Annotated in this window: 15 protein-coding genes; 10 read left to right on the forward strand and 5 right to left on the reverse strand. The window is 66.2% G+C overall.

Annotation, left to right across the window (positions count from 1 at the left end):
• Positions 1-37 precede the first annotated feature (37 nt).
• Positions 38-1,264: a hypothetical protein gene (locus KQ303_RS12845; protein ID WP_259730585.1), complete on the forward strand. Its 1,227-nt coding sequence runs from the start codon at positions 38-40 to the stop codon at positions 1,262-1,264.
• Between the two features lie 39 nt (positions 1,265-1,303).
• On the opposite strand, the gene KQ303_RS12850 is transcribed toward KQ303_RS12845, so the two are convergent.
• Positions 1,304-1,954 carry an HAD family phosphatase gene (locus KQ303_RS12850; RefSeq protein WP_259730586.1) on the reverse strand — a complete coding sequence of 217 codons (651 nt, stop codon included), beginning with the start codon at positions 1,952-1,954 and terminating at the stop codon, positions 1,304-1,306.
• An 825-nt stretch (positions 1,955-2,779) separates the two neighbouring features.
• Here KQ303_RS12850 and acs point away from each other — a divergent pair.
• A complete protein-coding gene (gene acs / locus KQ303_RS12855; protein WP_259730587.1) occupies positions 2,780-4,744 on the forward strand; it encodes an acetate--CoA ligase in 1,965 nt (654 codons plus the stop codon).
• Between the two features lie 21 nt (positions 4,745-4,765).
• Positions 4,766-5,728 carry a hypothetical protein gene (locus KQ303_RS12860; RefSeq protein WP_259730588.1) on the forward strand — a complete coding sequence of 321 codons (963 nt, stop codon included), beginning with the start codon at positions 4,766-4,768 and terminating at the stop codon, positions 5,726-5,728.
• Here the strand turns inward: KQ303_RS12860 and KQ303_RS12865 are convergent.
• Together KQ303_RS12865 and KQ303_RS12870 are read right to left on the reverse strand one after the other, a co-directional pair.
• The gene (locus KQ303_RS12865; RefSeq protein WP_259730589.1) at positions 5,677-6,474 is read right to left on the reverse strand and encodes a DUF1350 family protein; all 798 of its coding nucleotides are present in this window, start codon (positions 6,472-6,474) and stop codon (positions 5,677-5,679) included. The two genes, KQ303_RS12860 and KQ303_RS12865, sit on opposite strands and share 52 nt — an antisense overlap.
• A gap of 35 nt (positions 6,475-6,509) precedes the next feature.
• Positions 6,510-6,977 carry a peroxiredoxin gene (locus tag KQ303_RS12870; protein ID WP_259730590.1) on the reverse strand — a complete coding sequence of 156 codons (468 nt, stop codon included), beginning with the start codon at positions 6,975-6,977 and terminating at the stop codon, positions 6,510-6,512.
• Between the two features lie 150 nt (positions 6,978-7,127).
• Between KQ303_RS12870 and KQ303_RS12875 the strand changes: the two genes are divergently transcribed.
• The 7 genes from KQ303_RS12875 (at position 7,128) to KQ303_RS14820 (ending at position 12,827) form a co-directional block, all read left to right on the forward strand.
• The gene (locus tag KQ303_RS12875) at positions 7,128-8,132 is read left to right on the forward strand and encodes a 3'-5' exonuclease (protein ID WP_259730591.1); all 1,005 of its coding nucleotides are present in this window, start codon (positions 7,128-7,130) and stop codon (positions 8,130-8,132) included.
• A gap of 128 nt (positions 8,133-8,260) precedes the next feature.
• Positions 8,261-8,515: a hypothetical protein gene (locus KQ303_RS12880; RefSeq protein ID WP_259730592.1), complete on the forward strand. Its 255-nt coding sequence runs from the start codon at positions 8,261-8,263 to the stop codon at positions 8,513-8,515.
• 141 nt (positions 8,516-8,656) lie between these two features.
• Positions 8,657-9,769, forward strand: a complete 1,113-nt coding sequence (locus tag KQ303_RS12885) for a PstS family phosphate ABC transporter substrate-binding protein (RefSeq protein WP_259730593.1) — start codon at positions 8,657-8,659, stop codon at positions 9,767-9,769.
• A 122-nt stretch (positions 9,770-9,891) separates the two neighbouring features.
• Positions 9,892-10,044: a hypothetical protein gene (locus KQ303_RS12890; RefSeq protein ID WP_259730594.1), complete on the forward strand. Its 153-nt coding sequence runs from the start codon at positions 9,892-9,894 to the stop codon at positions 10,042-10,044.
• Positions 10,041-11,144, forward strand: a complete 1,104-nt coding sequence (gene corA, locus KQ303_RS12895) for a magnesium/cobalt transporter CorA (RefSeq protein WP_259730595.1) — start codon at positions 10,041-10,043, stop codon at positions 11,142-11,144. The genes KQ303_RS12890 and corA overlap by 4 nt, the downstream gene beginning before the upstream one ends.
• 31 nt (positions 11,145-11,175) lie before the next feature.
• Positions 11,176-12,249 (forward strand): CHAD domain-containing protein, encoded by a 1,074-nt coding sequence (locus KQ303_RS12900; RefSeq protein ID WP_259730596.1) that lies wholly within the window; start codon positions 11,176-11,178, stop codon positions 12,247-12,249.
• Between the two features lie 443 nt (positions 12,250-12,692).
• Positions 12,693-12,827 carry a DUF1651 domain-containing protein gene (locus KQ303_RS14820; RefSeq protein ID WP_399233743.1) on the forward strand — a complete coding sequence of 45 codons (135 nt, stop codon included), beginning with the start codon at positions 12,693-12,695 and terminating at the stop codon, positions 12,825-12,827.
• 75 nt (positions 12,828-12,902) lie between these two features.
• Here KQ303_RS14820 and KQ303_RS12905 read toward each other — a convergent pair whose 3' ends face one another.
• Positions 12,903-15,617 (reverse strand): nitric oxide synthase oxygenase, encoded by a 2,715-nt coding sequence (locus KQ303_RS12905; protein WP_259730597.1) that lies wholly within the window; start codon positions 15,615-15,617, stop codon positions 12,903-12,905.
• On the reverse strand, positions 15,614-16,246 hold the full coding sequence (locus KQ303_RS12910) for a hypothetical protein (protein ID WP_259730598.1): 633 nt from the start codon (positions 16,244-16,246) through the stop codon (positions 15,614-15,616). Before KQ303_RS12910 ends, KQ303_RS12905 begins: the two co-directional genes overlap by 4 nt.
• Positions 16,247-16,337 lie beyond the last annotated feature (91 nt).

A 16,337-nucleotide genomic window follows, 5' to 3' on the forward strand; every position in this document is an offset into this window, starting at 1 on the left:
GACCGCACCCCGGCGAATCCACGCGCGACCCACGGCCATGCCCGCCACGCTCACCTTTCACTTCCGCCCCCGCGGCCCCGCGCGCTTCGCGGTGGGGGGCTTCCTCACCCTCTGGCTGGGCGGCTGGGCGGCCGGGGAAGTGTTCGTGCTGTTCACGCTCAGCCGTCTGCTGCGGGAGTGGACCGGGGCCGGCCCGATGGACATGAGCGTGGGGAAGGCCGCAGCGGTGACCGCCTTCCTGCTGCTGTGGGTGAGCCTCTGGACCATGGGCGGGGTGATGGCGATACGCGAATGGCTGCGTTGTTTCTGGGCCGATGAGCGGCTGGTTGTCACCGACGATGTGCTGACGCTGCACACGCGGCTGGGTCCGTTCGTGCGCCGGCAGCGCATCGGGGTGGGCCAGATCCGCCGCTGCGCGGTGCGCAGCCGCCACCAGCAGCCCAGTGCGCTGGTGGCAGAACTCGAGAACCGGGTCATCGAACTCACGCGGCTGGGCACCGCTGGCGAACGAGAGCAGGCCGCCGCCGCATTGAACGCAGCCTTCGCTCTCGATCCAGCAGCGCCGGCGGATCCAGTGGCCACTGATTTGCCCCAGCCGCTGACGGCCCAGCTGCCGCGTCAATGGCAGGAGCTGGAGGCCGCGTTCTGCGACGCCCCGTTGCTGGTGCCCACGCTCCGCATCCGGCGGCGTCAGACGGCCGTCACGGCCGTGATCACCTTGCTGCTGCTGGCGCTGCTGGGCCTGCTTGGCCGGTCAGCCCTGGCCGACCCATCCCTGTGGCCAGTGGTGGCCTTCCTGGCCCTGCCGGCACTGGGCTGCGGCTGGGGAACGGTCTGGCTGCTGCTGGGCCGGCGTGAGCTGCGCCTGGAGCGCCACCAGCTGGTGGTGCAGCGCCGCTTCGGCCGCTCCGTGCGTGAGGTGGCCCAGCTGGACGCCCTCGAGTTGGTGGAGAGCACCGACAGCGACGGGGACCGCTGGTACAAGCTGCAGGGGCTGCGCTCCGAGGGCAAACCCCTCACTCTTGAAAGTGCGATCAGGGATCCCGCCGATCCACGCGCCCTTGGCCATTGGCTGCAGCAGCGCACCCAGATTCCGTACCGCGATGCGATTCCGTCCGAGAGCGAACGGGAGGAGCAGCGGGCGGCCGCCCTGCTGGAGCTCAAGCAGCGACTGGGCGAAACGGGCCGGGCCGGCTCATGGATGCTCAAGCTGGTGGAGCGGATCGAGACAGACAAGAAAAGGCCACCGGCCCCGCCGGCCTGAGCGTGGAGCCGTCCCCGCACCTCAAGGGTTTCCACAGGCTCAGAGCCGCAGCTCCGCCAACGACTGCAGACAGATCACCTCAGGCGGGTACTGGGCGCAGACCCCATCGTTGGGCAACAGCACATGCACCTGGCAGCCTGCAGCCTGGGCCGAGCAAGCACCGGCGATCGAATCCTCAAAGGCCCAGCAGTCACTGGGGTCGACACCGAGGCGGCGGGCGGCCAGCAGAAAGACATCGGGGGCCGGCTTGCCAGCCAGGAGCTCCGGGTCATCGCCATGTACCCGCCGCTCGATCAGCTGCAGCCAGGGATGGGGCTGACTCTTGAGGGTCACCGCCTCACGGGAGCTGCTGGTGGCCAGGGCCATGGGTATGCCCAGGGCATGGCAACGCTCCACCAGCGCCTGGGCACCCGGCATGGCTGCGGCCTGCGGCAACAGGGCCTCAGCGATCGGCTGGCGCACCTCCAGCAGCTCAGCGTTACTCAGGGAAGGCCCACCGCTCTGATGGATCCACTGGCGCACCTGATCGGCGCAATCGAGGCGCCGACGACCACGCAGGGCCAGCACTTCCTCCGGCCGGAGACTGCGGCCGAAGTGGGCGGCGGCGGCCTGCCAGGCCTGGGCATGCAGCGGTTCGGTGTCCAGCAGGAGACCGTCGAGATCGAACAGGCAGGCCGCGGGACGGGTCATGGCGCCATCTTCCCAGCTACCAAGACCAGTCGCCCAGGCTGGCGGGGCATCAGGGCCTGCTCAGGTGGAAAGCAGCGGCCCGGCGCTGGGGAAGCACCGCCGCAGAGGAATCACCTGGATGATGGATATCGAATGAACGGGCTAAGGCTGCCGCAGCCGGGTTTCGCTACAAACGGCCACGTCATTACCGGGTCGTTTGCTCCACTCGCACCAGACAATAGGGCTGAGCTCGTGCCTGGAAAGATGCAGCATTCGCTGTAGCTGCCAATGTGGATGTAGCTACCAGTTGGACGTAACCGCCAATGTGGACGACCTCACCCAGTAGCAGATCTGCAGCCTGGTGAAGAGGAGGTGGCGTATGCGGACGCTGGCTACCAAGGAAATGAGCAACGAGAAGAGATGGAGGACAAGGCCAGCAAGTTTTGGTTCACCATGCGCCCCGGCAAGCGCCGGTCCTTACCGGATACTGCTGGTGACAAGTTGAAGCCAAGATCATTCCAAAATCAGCGGACATTGCCCGATTCACGACGTGCCACGCACACAATCGTTCAATTAGCACACTTCGCCACCGCTCCTTTTTTGCTGTTCGGTGTTGCCCAGAGCTTCCCTAACTAGCAAGGACGAAAGGGGAAGCCACGTCGAGGCTCAAGGCGAGAATTTTTTGAAGTCAACGTGGAGCTTCAGTCAAGCCAGCGCAACGACCAGCGCAACGAATGGAGAGTTCGGCGAACAGCAGCCGCGTGTTGCTGGAATCCAGCCCGTGCGACGCCAGAACGGCAACGCCACCAGCGGCCGCTTGAATGGGGGGCCCTGGTCCCGATGGCGATGAGCGAGGTCACGATCGAATCCGTGCTGCAGGAAGGCCGGGTGTTCGAGCCCCCCGCTGCCCTCGCTGCCAGCGCCCGGATCGGCAGCCTCACGGCCTACCGGCAACTGGCAGAGGCAGCGGACACCGACCCGGACGCCTTCTGGGCCGAGCAGGCGCGGGGAGCCCTGCACTGGTTCCAGCCCTTCGAAAGCGTTCTCGACTGGAGCGACCCCCCCTTCGCCCGCTGGTTCGAAGGGGGCACCACGAACGTGGCCTACAACTGCCTCGATCGCCATCTGGATGGCCCCCGCGCCCACAAGACGGCGCTGATCTGGGAGGGGGAACCCGGCGATGAGCGGCGGTTCACCTACGCCGAACTGCACGCCGAGGTGTGCAAGGCCGCCAATGCCCTTCTGGCTCTCGGCATCGGCAAGGGCGATCTGGTGGCGCTCTACATGCCGATGGTGCCGGAAGCGGCCATCGCCATGCTGGCCTGCGCCCGTATCGGCGCTCCCCATTCGGTGGTGTTCGGCGGCTTCTCGGCCGAAGCGCTGCGTGACCGCCTGATCGATGGCCAGGCCAAGGCGGTGATCACCGCCGATGGCGGCTTCCGCAAGGACAAGCCGGTGGCGCTCAAGCCGGCCGTCGACCAGGCCCTCGCCGAAGGCTGCCCCAGCGTGGAGCACGTGCTGGTGGTGAAGCGCACCGGCAGCCCCACCGCCATGACCGAGGGGCGCGACCACTGGTGGCACGACCGGGTGGAGCCGGCCAGCGCCGAGCACATCGCCGAGCCGATGGCCAGCGAAGACCGCCTGTTCGTGCTCTACACCTCAGGCTCCACCGGCAAGCCGAAAGGCATCGTGCACACCACCGCCGGTTACAACCTCTGGGCCCAGATCACCTTCCAGTGGATGTTCGACATCCGCGAGGACGACATCCACTGGTGCACCGCCGACGTGGGCTGGATCACGGGCCACAGCTACATCGTGTACGGGCCGCTCTCGGCCGGTGCCACCACGGTGATGTACGAAGGCGCACCACGGCCCAGCAAGCCCGGCGCCTTCTGGGAAGTGATCCAGAAGCACCGCGTCACGATCTTCTACACGGCGCCCACTGCGATCCGGGCCTTCATGAAGAACGGCCGTGAGGTGCCCGACCAGTACGACATGAGCTCCCTGCGCATCCTCGGCACCGTGGGCGAACCGATCAACCCGGAAGCCTGGATGTGGTACCGGGAGGTGATCGGCCATGGCCGCTGCCCGGTGGTGGACACCTGGTGGCAGACCGAGACCGGCGGGGTGATGATCAGCCCCCTGCCGGGTGCCACACCCACCAAACCAGGCTCCGCCACCCTGCCCATGCCCGGCATCGTGGCCGATGTGGTGGACATGGACGGCAACAGTGCTGATGTGGATGAGGGGGGCTACCTGGCCGTGCGGCGCCCCTGGCCAGGGATGCTGCGCACCATCCACGGCGATCCGGAACGCTTCCGCAAAACCTATTGGGAAGCGATCCGGCCGGCGGACGGCAGCTGGGTCTACTTCGCCGGGGACGGCGCCCGCCGTGATGCCGACGGTTATTTCTGGGTAATGGGCCGCGTCGATGACGTGATCAACGTGTCTGGGCACCGGCTGGGCACGATGGAGATCGAATCCGCCCTGGTGAGCCATCCGGCCGTGGCCGAAGCCGCCGTGGTGGGCCGGCCCGACGACCTCAAGGGCGAAGGAATCGTGGCCTTCGTGACCCTGGATGCGGGCACCAGCGGCGACGAGGCCCTGATCGCCGCGCTGAAGCGCCACGTGGGCGCCGAGATCGGCCCGATCGCCCGCCCCGACGAGATCCGCTTCACCGATGCCCTGCCCAAGACCCGCAGCGGCAAGATCATGCGCCGCATCCTGCGCGCTCTGGCGGCCGGCGAAGAAGTGAGCGGCGACACCAGCACCCTGGAAGACCGCTCCGTGCTGGATGCCCTGCGGGTCTGAGGGCCACACCGGAACCCCGACATGCGGATCCCCAGCAACCGGGAAGAATCCCTGGCCATCCTCGCCGCCATGGCGGATGTGGGCGGCTGCGGCGGAGAACTGCCGCCGGCCGCGGCGACCGCGGTGGAGGCGGCCGGTCACTGGATCTTCCGGCTCGGGGCTGAAGGACTGCCACGCCCGCTTCCACCCACCAGCCCGGCGCTGCTGGCCGCAGCCCTGCAGCCGGCGGACCTGCGCCTGGAGGCGATCCGCTTCCTCACGGTGATGGCCTTCCTCGGCGATCGGCTGGACCCGGACCGCATCAAGCGCGTGCTCGCCTACGCGGCGGCACTCGGCATCCACACCGCCTCGATGGAGGAGATTGCCGCTGCCGCCCAGGGGCACCTGCAGGAGGCGCTGGCTCTGATGGCCCGCAACAACCTCAGCTCCCTGACCGGCTCCCCCTGGAGCCCGGAGGCCGACATCGCCGCCTGGCTGCAGCCCTACCAGGGGGAAGGGGCGGATCCGGCCCTGGCGGCGCGGTACCGGGCACTGGCCGCACTCCCGCACGACCGGCTCGGGCGTGCCTTCCACGACCACTTCCAGCGCAACGGCTACGCCATGCCGGGGGAGCCGGGGGCTCTCAACGAACGGTTCACCACTCCCCACGACACCTGCCACGTGCTCACCGGCTACGACACCACGCCCCACGGCGAAATCCTGGTGTCCACCTTCACCGCCGCGATGCATCCGCGGCATCCGATCTCCGGGCACGTGCTGCCGGCGATCTTCTCCTGGCATCTCGACACCCAGCTCAACGACGTGGCCCGATCAGCGCACGGGGCGCTGGATCCTGAGGCGTTCTGGCACGCCTGGGCGCAGGGGGAAGCCATGCCCCTCGATCTCTTTGATCCGAGCTGGGACTTCTGGGCCTGGGTGGAGCAGCCTCTCGCTCAGCTGCGGGAGTCCTGGCTGGTCGGGCCCAGCCACCAGTCGGTGAGCTGATCGGCCAGCCGATCGATCTGCCGCTGCCGGGCCGGGTCATCGGCCCAGGCTCCCAGCAGGTTCTGACGCAGGCCGGCACTGGCGGGTGTGAGGTGATCGCCAGGCCGCTCCAGCAGGGTGGAGGCGTCATCAGGCCGCTGCTGCAGCACGCCGATCAACCGCCGGCTCTGGTCGAGTGCATCGGTGCCGAAGCGGATCAGCAGGTTGCGCGGCTGGCGGTAATGCAGGCCCACCAGCCGCAGGGTTTCCTCCGGTGAAGGGCTGAATTCGGTGCGCAGGCCCAGGCGGGGGGCGAGGTCGGCAAGCAGGGGAATGGAGCGATCGGCGGAGAAGTTGTTGAAGCTCATCGCCGCCAGACCACGGCAACCGCGGCCGCCATCGGGCGCCAGCAGGTGCAGCTTGCAGCCCAGGCTGTGGCCGAGCCGCAGCACCGGCGACGGGGCCGCGCCAGTGGAAGTGGCGGTGGAAGTGGCCATGCTGCGGGCCGCCCGGAAGCAGCGCCAGGCCTCGGTGGCCTGCGCCTGGTGATCGAAGCCGGGCACGTAGCTCCAGGCGCGCACCAGCAGCCCCCGCAGCGCCAGCGCCTCCAGCAGGCGGCGGTAGCTGAGCTGGGGGCTGGCGGCCAGCACCGTGCCGCCGATGAACTCCACCACGCCGACGGGCGGAACCTGCGCGCCACCGGGAAAGGCTTCAGCGGTGGGCGGGGCGAGGCTCCAGAGCGGGCCCTGCTGCTGCCAGCGGCTCATGGGTCGGCCCCGTGAGGCTGCACGGGCGCGTCCACTCAGGCCACCGTCAGCCGCCGCAGCGCCGTGAGGGCCTCACGGGCATGGGCGGCCCCATCGAGCAGGTTGTTGAACATGTGCCGCACCACGCCATCACCATCGATCACATAGGTGACACGGCCCGGCAGCAGGTTGAGCAGGGCGCCGGGCACACCGAAGGCCTGGCGCAGGGCATTGCCCTGATCCACCAGAAGGGGATAGGTGAGCCGGTGGCGGGCGGCAAAGCGGCTGTGGCTGCCGGCGTCATCACCGCTGACGCCCCAGACCAAGGCGCCAAGGGCAACCAGTTCGGCCTCGCTGTCGCGGAAGGCGCAGGCTTCGGCGGTGCATCCCGGGGTGTCGTCCTTGGGATAGAAGAACAGCACCAGCGGCCGGCCGCCGAGCTGGTCGCTGCGGCGCTCCACCCCGTCCTGGTCGGTCAGGGCGATCAAAGGGATCGGATCACCCACCTGAAGGGCACGGGCCACGCACGCCATTGCAACTGTCCCGACCCTAGGAACGCGGCCCACTGGCGCGGGACGGCTGCGGGCTGGGAACATGGCAGCAACCTGGGCATGGCCGGGGGCATCCGCCTCAGGCCATCGATCGATGGCACCCGCCCCGCAGCGTCCCTCCCGATGGCAGAACCGCCGATGGAATCAGCGCCCATAGGGTCGAGCCACGACCCGGCCGCTGGCCGGCAGGCCTCCGGCTGCTGGGAACAGGTGAGCCTGCTGGATCTCGTTGCAGCCACCCCGGTAGGCGCCGCTGCTGGGCCACCGCCGCTGAGCTCTGCGGCGGAACTCACCAGCATGGCCAAGCCACGCCTCAGCCTGCCGCCCCTGGCCGCCGCCACAGATCCCCTGAAGGCGGCGGAGCGGCCGGCCGACGCGGCGGCAGGCTGCCCCACCCAGCTGCTGATCCTCGACACCGAGACCACCGGGTTGGAGCCGGAGCAGGACCACTGCATCGAGGTCGGGGCCATCCTTTTCCATGTCCCCAGCCGCGCCGTTCTGAGCCAGCTCTCCTTCCTGCTTCCCTGCGAGAGCAATCCGGCTGCGCCGATCAACGGGATCCCCGCCGCCGTTACCCGGCTGAGCCAGCCGTGGGACAACGCGCTGACCTACTTCCGGGCGCTGGTGGAGGCCGCCGATGTGATCGTGGCCCACAACGCCAGCTTCGATCGCCAGTGGTTCGGGCGGGGAGTGTTGCCCGCACTGGCGAAACCCTGGCTGTGCAGCATGGAGGATCTGCGCTGGCCGGCGGAGCGGCAGCTGCGGGCGACGCCGTCGGTGCGGGATCTGGCGCTGGCCTATGGAGTGCCGGTGTGGGCTGCGCACCGGGCCCTCACCGACTGCATCTACCTGGCCCAGGTGTTTTCCCGCTGCGACGAGCTGGAGGGACTTCTGCTGGCAGGCCTGGAGCCGCGACGTCTTTACCGGGCCCAGCTGCCCTACGAGCAGCGACACCGCGCCCGGCAGGCCGGCTTCCGCTGGAACGACCCCATCCCCAAAGCCTGGACCCGGCGCCTGAGCGAGCGGGAAGCAGCGGGCCTGAGCTTTCCCGTGGCACCGGTGGGACCCCTCGCTGGCAGCAGCAGCGGCAGCCCGATCGCCCACCCGATCAACAGCACCGCCGCCTGACCTGCCTCAACCCCTGCGAGCGGCCAGTCAATCGGCGAGCAGTGTGCGTGGCAAAGCGGAAGTCTCCTGTTGCGTTCGCGCAATCAGGCCAACGCCCACACAAGCTGGTGAAAGAGCACGGTGATCGGATGTCCATTCCCCGGTTGCTTGAAGGCGCCGGGCCGTCGTTGCCGAAACGGTGGCAACTGCGCCGCTGGCAACGGGCCCGCACCTGGGCCCGGCTGGTGCGCGAGGCCGAAGCGCTGTGGCATGTGGATGTGCGTGATCTGCGGCGCCTCGGCGCCCTGGAACTCGACCAGCTGCTGCATGAAGTTCCCCCTTCGTTGCGCCCGCGCGTGAACCGCTGGCTGGGGGGCTACCGGGCCCGCACCCGCCTGCACTGAGCCTGGCCGGGGGCTGGGTCTCGGCACAGGATCGGCAGGGCCCTGGCAGAGCTGCGGCGGATGATGACCAAGCCCTAACCGGGGCTTAATCCTCGCCCTGTGCCGCTCTGCTCAGAGTGAGGCGCACGGTTCCCTTTCTCCATGCCCGGCCGATCCAACCTCCGTTGCCGCCCAGCGCAGCGCTCCGGGACCAGCGGCGGAACCCGCATGCGTCTCGGCATGGCGCTCTGCCTGCTCGGCACATTGGTTGGAGGGTCTGTGGCCCTTCCTCTCGCCGAAGCCTCCGCCCAATCAGCGCCGGCCAAGGATGGGTTGATTCGGATCAGTGGCTCCAGCACCGTCTTTCCGATCACAGCTGCAGCGATCAGCGCCTTCCGTGCCACCAAGCCAGGCGCGAATGTGCGCGTTCAGCTGCTGGAGACAGGCACCAGCGCAGGCTTCCGGGATTTCTGTGCCGGCAAGGTGCAGATCAGCAACGCTTCGCGGCCGATCAGCACCGAGGAACTCAAGGCCTGTGCCGCCAGAGGGATCAAGTTCCTGGAATTGCCGATCGCTTTCGACGCGCTCACCGTAGCGGTGAACCCGCGCAACACCTGGGCGAAGGCCATCAGCACCACGGAGCTGTCGCGGCTGTGGCGCCGCAGCGCTGAGGGCAAGATCATGCGCTGGAATCAGGTGAATGCCGCCTGGCCGGCCACCCCGATCCGCCTGTGTGGCCCTGGCAAGGACTCGGGCACCTTCGACTACTTCAACAAGGCGATCAACGGCAACGCCAGCGATTCCCGCCGTGATTACACCAGCAGCGAAGATGATGCCGTGGTGGTGAACTGCATCGCCAAGGATCCGCAAGCCCTCGGCTACCTCGGCTTCGGCTGGTATGCCTCCAACACCAACAAACTCAGAGCCCTGGCCGTGAACGGCCGCAAGGGTCTGATCAGCCCATCAATTCAGAACGTGCAGGATGAGCTCTACAGCCCACTCTCGCGGCCGTTGTTCATCTACATCAACGACAGCATGGTGCGCGGGCAGGATGACGTGCGCCGTTTCGTCACCTTCTACCTGCAACGGGGGCCCCAGTTCGTCAAGCAGGCTCGGTTCATTCCGCTTGAAGATGACACCTACAGGCTGGTTGAAACCAAGTTCTATCGCCATGTCCTAGGCACCTCCTTCGGTGGGGATCTGCCGGTGGGTCTCACGATCAGCCAGGCCCTGGCACGCAGCTTCAGCCAGCTGCGCAAACCTGTGGCCCGCTGATCAATGGGCCGCCGGCCGCTGAACGCCGGCGGCCAGCGTGCTGCTCAATGCCCCCGGGCGTGGCCCAGAAAGCAGCCGGCAGGCGTAATCACAGCTGAAATGCCAACCCTTGCGCTGCTCCGATGATCGGTTTGCTCTGGGAACGCCGCGCACAGGTCGGCTGGTGTCTGCTGATTCAGGCCGCCGTGCTCGCCACGGGGGTGGGGCTGGAGCAATGGCTGCAGCCGCCGGCCCCTTTCCCTGGCGGCACCACGACCGCTAGAACGCAGGGATGACCCGACTCGATCCAGGCCGGCTGCGTTCTAGACGCCTGGGTGAACGGCCTGGTGAGATCCCCAGCCAATTGTTCATCCATGGCGGCAGGGCGCCCACCCGGCTCTCGGTGCTGTGTTTTCACCCCTCCGGCCTGGAAGAACGCGACGGCCTGCAACCTGAAGAGCTCAACGCCCTATTGGAGCGCGGCCTGCCCCTGTGGGTGCGGGTTCAGGGCATGGGCAACCAAGCTCTGATCCGCTCGGTGCTTGACCGGCTTGGCGTGCCGGCGCACTTCCAGAGCCCGCTGCTGGATCTGCCCCAACGGCCGCGCGTCGATTCCTCCGGCGACATGGTGCTGGCCGTGCTGCACCGCCTCAGCTTTGCCGACACCCCCGACCGCCTGATCGGCGAGCAGGTGGGGTTGCTGCTACTGCCCACGCTGTTGATCAGCATCGAGGAAGTTCCCAAGCCGAGCTCCTTTCCGGAGCTTACCCAGTGGCTCTCTTGCCTTGATCCAGCTCCAGCCAAGGAAGATCTCGACGACATCCTTCACTTTCTGATCGACGAACTGCTGGATGCCTTGTTCCCGTTGCTGGAGCAACTTTCAGAATTGTTGGAGCAACTGGAAGAAGCGGCCTTGATGCGGCCGAAACCCACCTTGCTCAACCGCGCTTACAGGGCCCGCAGCACTCTGCGTGAGATCCGCGGCCAGGTGTGGCCCCTGCGTCACCAGATCATGGTGCTGGTGCGCCAGAACCAGCGCTTGCTGGGTCCTGATGCCCTGCACGGGTTCCAGGACATGGAGCAACGGGTGGGGCTGATTTTCGAAGCCTGTGAATTGTTGCGACGCCAATGTGACTCCGTGACGGAGGCCTACATGGCCAGCATCAGCAACCGCATGAACCAGGTAATGAAAACACTCACCATCGTTTCCACCATCTTTGCTCCGCTCACCTTCATCGCCGGGATCTACGGCATGAACTTTGTCAACATGCCGGAACTCCAGTGGCGCTTTGGCTACGCTGCCGTTGTGATGTTCATGCTGCTGGTGGCTGCCTTGCAGAGCTACTGGCTGTGGCGCCGCGGCTGGTTCCAGGACTGGACAACCGGCCGGCGTTGAACGGCGTTGACAAGCAAGCTCCCGCCCAGTGATGAACAGCGTGAGGACCACCGTGATGAAGAGCGTGATGGGTGACGTGATGGATGCCGAGATCAACACCATGAAGAACAACAAGACGGACAGACCCACGACCGACGACGAGTCCGGCAGCTCGCCGGATGAACGTGACAACACCGCCGACGCAGAAGGTGCTGCTGGCGAGGTGCAGCCGCCAAGCAGCAGTGGCGCCCATGCCGCCCTGCTGATCCAGCGCCAGACCCGCCGGCTGGGCAAGCTGCAGCCGGACGTCCTCGCCGACCACGATCCCGAACCCCTGCATCAGCTGCGGGTGAGCCTCAGACGCCTGCGTACGGTGCTGCAGCAGTTCGCCCCGGCGCTGGTGCTGCCCGACACGATCAGCGATCGGCGCATTGCCAAGGTGGCGCGCCACACCGGCCTCACCCGCGACCTCGACGTGCTGCAGCAGCGGCTGCACGGCAGCTTGATGCCCCTCTTGCCGGCAGAGGAGCAGAAAGCCCTGCGGCCGGTGCTGAAGCGATTGAAGCGGGAGCGCCGGCAGGCCTTCGAGGGGCTGGAGGAGGCGCTGCGCAGTGGCCCCTACCTGAAGCTGCTGGCACGTCTGCACCACTGGCAGGCCCAGCCGCGCTTCACCCCGCTGGGGGAGCAGCCGCTGCGCAGCTGGCTGCTCGAATGGCAGGCAGCGGCCGCCGCCAGCCTGTTTCTGCATAACGGCTGGTTCGCCACCGATCCGCACGATCCGGCTCTGCACGAGCTGCGCAAGCGCCTCAAGGCCCTGCGCTACACCCTCGAGCCGCTCGAAGACCTGGTGGGGCCTTCCCTGAGCCGCTGGATCGCCCTGCTGCGCCAGGCCCAGGATCACCTGGGCGAACTGCACGACCTGCAGGTGCTCAGCGAGGGGCTGTTCGATCCGCAGCGGCCCGGCCAGCAGGAAAAAAGCCTGCCGGGGCTGGAGGCGGAGATCGCCAAGGAGCAGGCGCAGCAGTGGCGAAATTGGCGGGAGCTGGCCGGCACGCTGCACAGCGCCGCCGCCCGCCAGGAGCTCCAGGTCACCTTGCTCGACGCCAGCCGCCAGTCTGCCTCCTAGGGAGGCACCACTGGCCGCCTTGCCAAAAAAAGCCGGCCTCAGGGCCGGCTTAACAGAGAACGTTGCTGCCGCTGGTGAGCCCGAAGGCTGGTTCAGTGGCAGAAAAGTGCAGACAGAGTGCTGAGATGCGTTGCTATTCCTAGGTTCGGAGCAAATCAGCTGAGGGGGTGGACCAATTGTGGACCGCTGGCAGAGCGATGTCGTTGTGTGACGAGCCCTCCCTTGCCTGTTTCGGACACGGCCCCAGCGGCAAGGGGGCTGCACAGCTGGTGGTCATGCCAGCACCTCCAGCAGCTGTTGACGATGGCCGGAGCGGGCCCGCTCAGAAGCTGAGGACTGGCACGGGGGAGCGGGGCATGGCGGGGCGAAGTCCCCGCTGCACCTTGGCGCCCGCGTCAGCACCGAGTCGATGGCAATCCCGTGTGTGCGGGTGAAACGAGCTGGTGTCTCGTGAACTGTTGCCAGGCTCATCCATCCCGCTCCTGAAGCGCCGCAGAGAGATCAGCAGGGATGAGGCGATCAAGGTTTGGAGGGAGAAGCGCAAGGCCGGGTGGATTGGGTGTAGCCCACAGTGGTGATTGCTGCTCCTGGCTACCCACTCCTCTTGAATGGCTGGTGGAGACAGTCCTATCACCCTGAAGTGTGCGAGTGATTCAGCCGCCACGGTGAAATGGACAGACAGGTGATGGCTCTGGTTCGATGCCGTCAGTGGCATTCCCCCCGCAGTCAAGCCAGGGATCGGGCTGGAGGAAGAAGTTCGGCTTGAGGATCTGGGAACCATCGAAGTCGGCGTGATAGGTGGGAGTGAGTGATGCGGAGATCGGCGGAACCACATAGCGAGGCTCCACCTGCACGCGTCTACCGCACTGGTGCTCGCTGGCGGCAAAGTCCATGAATGATCGCGTGAGGGTGTGGTGATCCGCCATTCGCACCCCTGCTTGCTCGAAGGAGTGGAGCACCGCCACATTGAGTTCCACCACGCATTGGTCTCGCCAGAGTGTGCGCTCGGAGCTGGTATCAAGACCGAGTTTTGCTGCGATCAACGGAAGCTGGTTATAACGATCGATATCGGCAAGGTTGCTGGCGCCGATCTCAGTGCCCATGTAAAAGCCGTTAAAGGGTGCTGCGGTGTACTGGATGCCACCGCAATCGAAGGCCAAATTGCTCACGGCTGGCAGGGCATACCAGCGCAGATCGAGATCGGAGAACCAGCTGTAGCGTGGATGGCTGATGGACACTTCCAGGATGAGATCCGGCGGCAGTTCGAAATAGCGCGGCTGCCGGCCCGGAAGCTGGATCACGATTGGCAGCAGATCGAAGCGGGTCCACACGCCAGGATTCCAGCCCATGGCCAGCAGGGCCTCGGTGAGTTCCAGTTGCATCGGGTCACCGAGCACCGAGCCATCGGGCTGTCGATATCCGGCATAGCGACAGAACTGGGGGTTCCAGATGCGACGCCCATCCGGCTTGAACACGGTGATCGTGGAAAGCAACTGCCCGCCGTTGGTGGCCGCCTGAATGTGTTCAACAATGGCGGCGAACATCTGTTCCTCGCTTTCAAGGTCGCGGCGGTCGCGCACATCAAGGTCTTCCCAGAGGTGACGGCCCAGGCAGCGGGTGCTGTTGCGCCAGGCCAGCCGCGCACCGTAAGCAAGCTCGTCATAGCTGTGGTGATAATCCCCATCCCGTTGCAGATGGTCCTCCACCTCGCTGAGGCGTGGGCTGAGCACCTCGTGTAGATGCTGTTCCCCATAGCACTGCTGTAGAAAAGCTCTGGCCTCTGCGGGGCGATCATGGATTGGCAGCAGCCTGGGGCTGGAGGCCACCACCGGCTGTATGGACGGCGCCTGCAAGGACGGGCCCAGTGGCGGGTTCAGTGGCGAGGTCGAGGCGTCCACCCCGGGAGGCATCGGGCCGCCCACCGCCAGCCAGCTCTCGATAGTGGGAATGCAACCGCCGCAGACGGTGGTCGCTTTCGTCTGACGGGCCAGGCTGGTGAGGGAAGGCCCGGGCTCCTGGCTGATCAACTCCGCCAGGCGGCCACAGCTGACGTGAGCACAGCGGCAGATTGGATCGGCGGGTCCGCGGGGCTGCTCCTGCTCAAGCTGGAACCGGCCGCTCCGGCGAAACAGCACCACCATCCAGTGGGGAAGCGGCTCGCCCTTAATGAAGAGCCCCTCGACGCGGTTGAACTCAGCCCAATGGCCTCGCAGCCGGACCGCCACGATCCGCTGTTCCATCAGCGTGAGGCTGCGCACGAGATCCCCCTGGCTCCAGGTGATTTCCTCACCACCGTCAGGGCCATCCCGCCAGCGCAGTGCAACGTGGCGAAAATCGATCGTGCGCTCAATCAGCGCGACCTGACCATTGCTGAGGCGGTAAGTGAATAGCAGAGCGGGGTGGCCTTCGGTGCGGCCCGCCCGCCGGCTGAGAACACCGAGGGCCGGCAGGATCTCCACCGGAATCCAGTCGATCACCCTGGAGCGCAGCCAGGTCGCTAGCGCGGTGCTGCCCTTGCAGCGGATCACGCCGGAGGGAGCATCCGGTGTTGTAGTGGGCGGGGATGCCTGGTGGAGAGCGATGGCAGCCTCCTCCCTCCAACCCTGAAGCAGCAGTTCACTCACGGCAGCCGGGCACTCGAGCTGTACGACCTGAACAGAGGCCTGCTGTTCGGCCAAAGCCTCCTCCAGGGCATGGCCAAGACCCTGACTGAACTGAACTGCGTCAATGCCATCGAGCTTGCCCAGCTCGTTCAAGACCCAGTTCACCTCGCTGGCGCTCACGCCGGCATGCAGGAGTGTGACACGCAGTTCCTCAACATCGAGGAGCTGGTCGCCATCGCGGTCGCAGGTTTCAAACTTCAGCGCGGCAAACCCTGCGGCGCTGCTGATGGCATTCTGAAGAGCCGAGCTGATGGCAGCAGCCATCTGGCCGGCATCAAAAGCCTCGGGTCCTTCTAGGCAGCGCTCACCACTCCAAGGATCGTCAATCCAGGCATCGATCACATTCAGGAGTTCTTGATCGTCCAGCCAGGCGATCGATCTCTTTCCGTAGGGCCAGAGCAGCAGCCGCTCCAAGGTGAGGGCATCGTCGTGGTGGCTAAGCTCCGACAACAGGAACGCGTGCCGTAGCCGAGCTGCATCAGGACGAAACTCCGGCAGGGTGAGATGCCAGGGGGCCACTTCAAGCAGTGGCCGTGGGCCTGGATCACAGCGCAGGGGAGACACGGAGGCGGTTTGAAGGATGACCACCCGGCTGTCGCTTGGGTTCAGCGGGTCGTCGGCTCGGCGCGGTTGGAGCCCGAGCCGTAGGGCCAGGGCCTGGCTGAGGGGGTGATAAGGATCGGCGCAGATCAGTGCACAGGTCAAGGCTGGGGAGCGTCCTGGTGGGGCAGGTCGCGCAGGTCCAGACACATAGCCCCAACTCCTACCTCATCAACGATAAGATCTTCCCCTTCAAGATGCACCACGCCGCTTTCCTCGTTGTGACGGCGATACATCACAATGGTCTCGGCAGAGAGGTCCCCACGGAGGCATTCAAGGAACAGTTCTCCTTCATCTCCTGGGGTGTCCACCGGATTAAACAGGACATCCAGGTGATGCCCAAGCTCTTCACTGAGTACGGCGATCACCTGCTCCGCCAATGCATGATCCAACCAGTCCCGGTTGATCAGGATCAGTGGCCGCTCTGGTGAATAGGCGCAGGGGCTTTCTTCCATCGCTTCTGGATCAAGACAACGAACCGGGGGAAGGTCGCTGAAGTCACGCCGTCTGATTCTGCTCACGAATCCCTGCAGGCCGGAGTGGTCTGCAGGGAGCTGAAGTGCGACCTGCGCGGCATGGCTGAGCTTTCCATTGCCGGCCCACACCACCAGCTGACTCCGCCAGTCCTCGATGAGCGTAGCCAGACCGGTTTCAGCCTCTAAAATGCTGTCGTTGTTACAGTTGCCGTGGTCGTCTTGACCAGACTCACCCATCTCCTGAACGGTACTGTTCACGACAGCAAATCATGCATTCAAGATTACTTTAATGCTTAGCGCCAATGCCGCGTGAGGAGCGCCACGGTGTTTCTGGCTAGGGCCCACCATT

This window comes from Synechococcus sp. CS-1333 (assembly GCF_025128015.1).
Classification (GTDB): Bacteria; Cyanobacteriota; Cyanobacteriia; order PCC-6307; family Cyanobiaceae; genus MW101C3.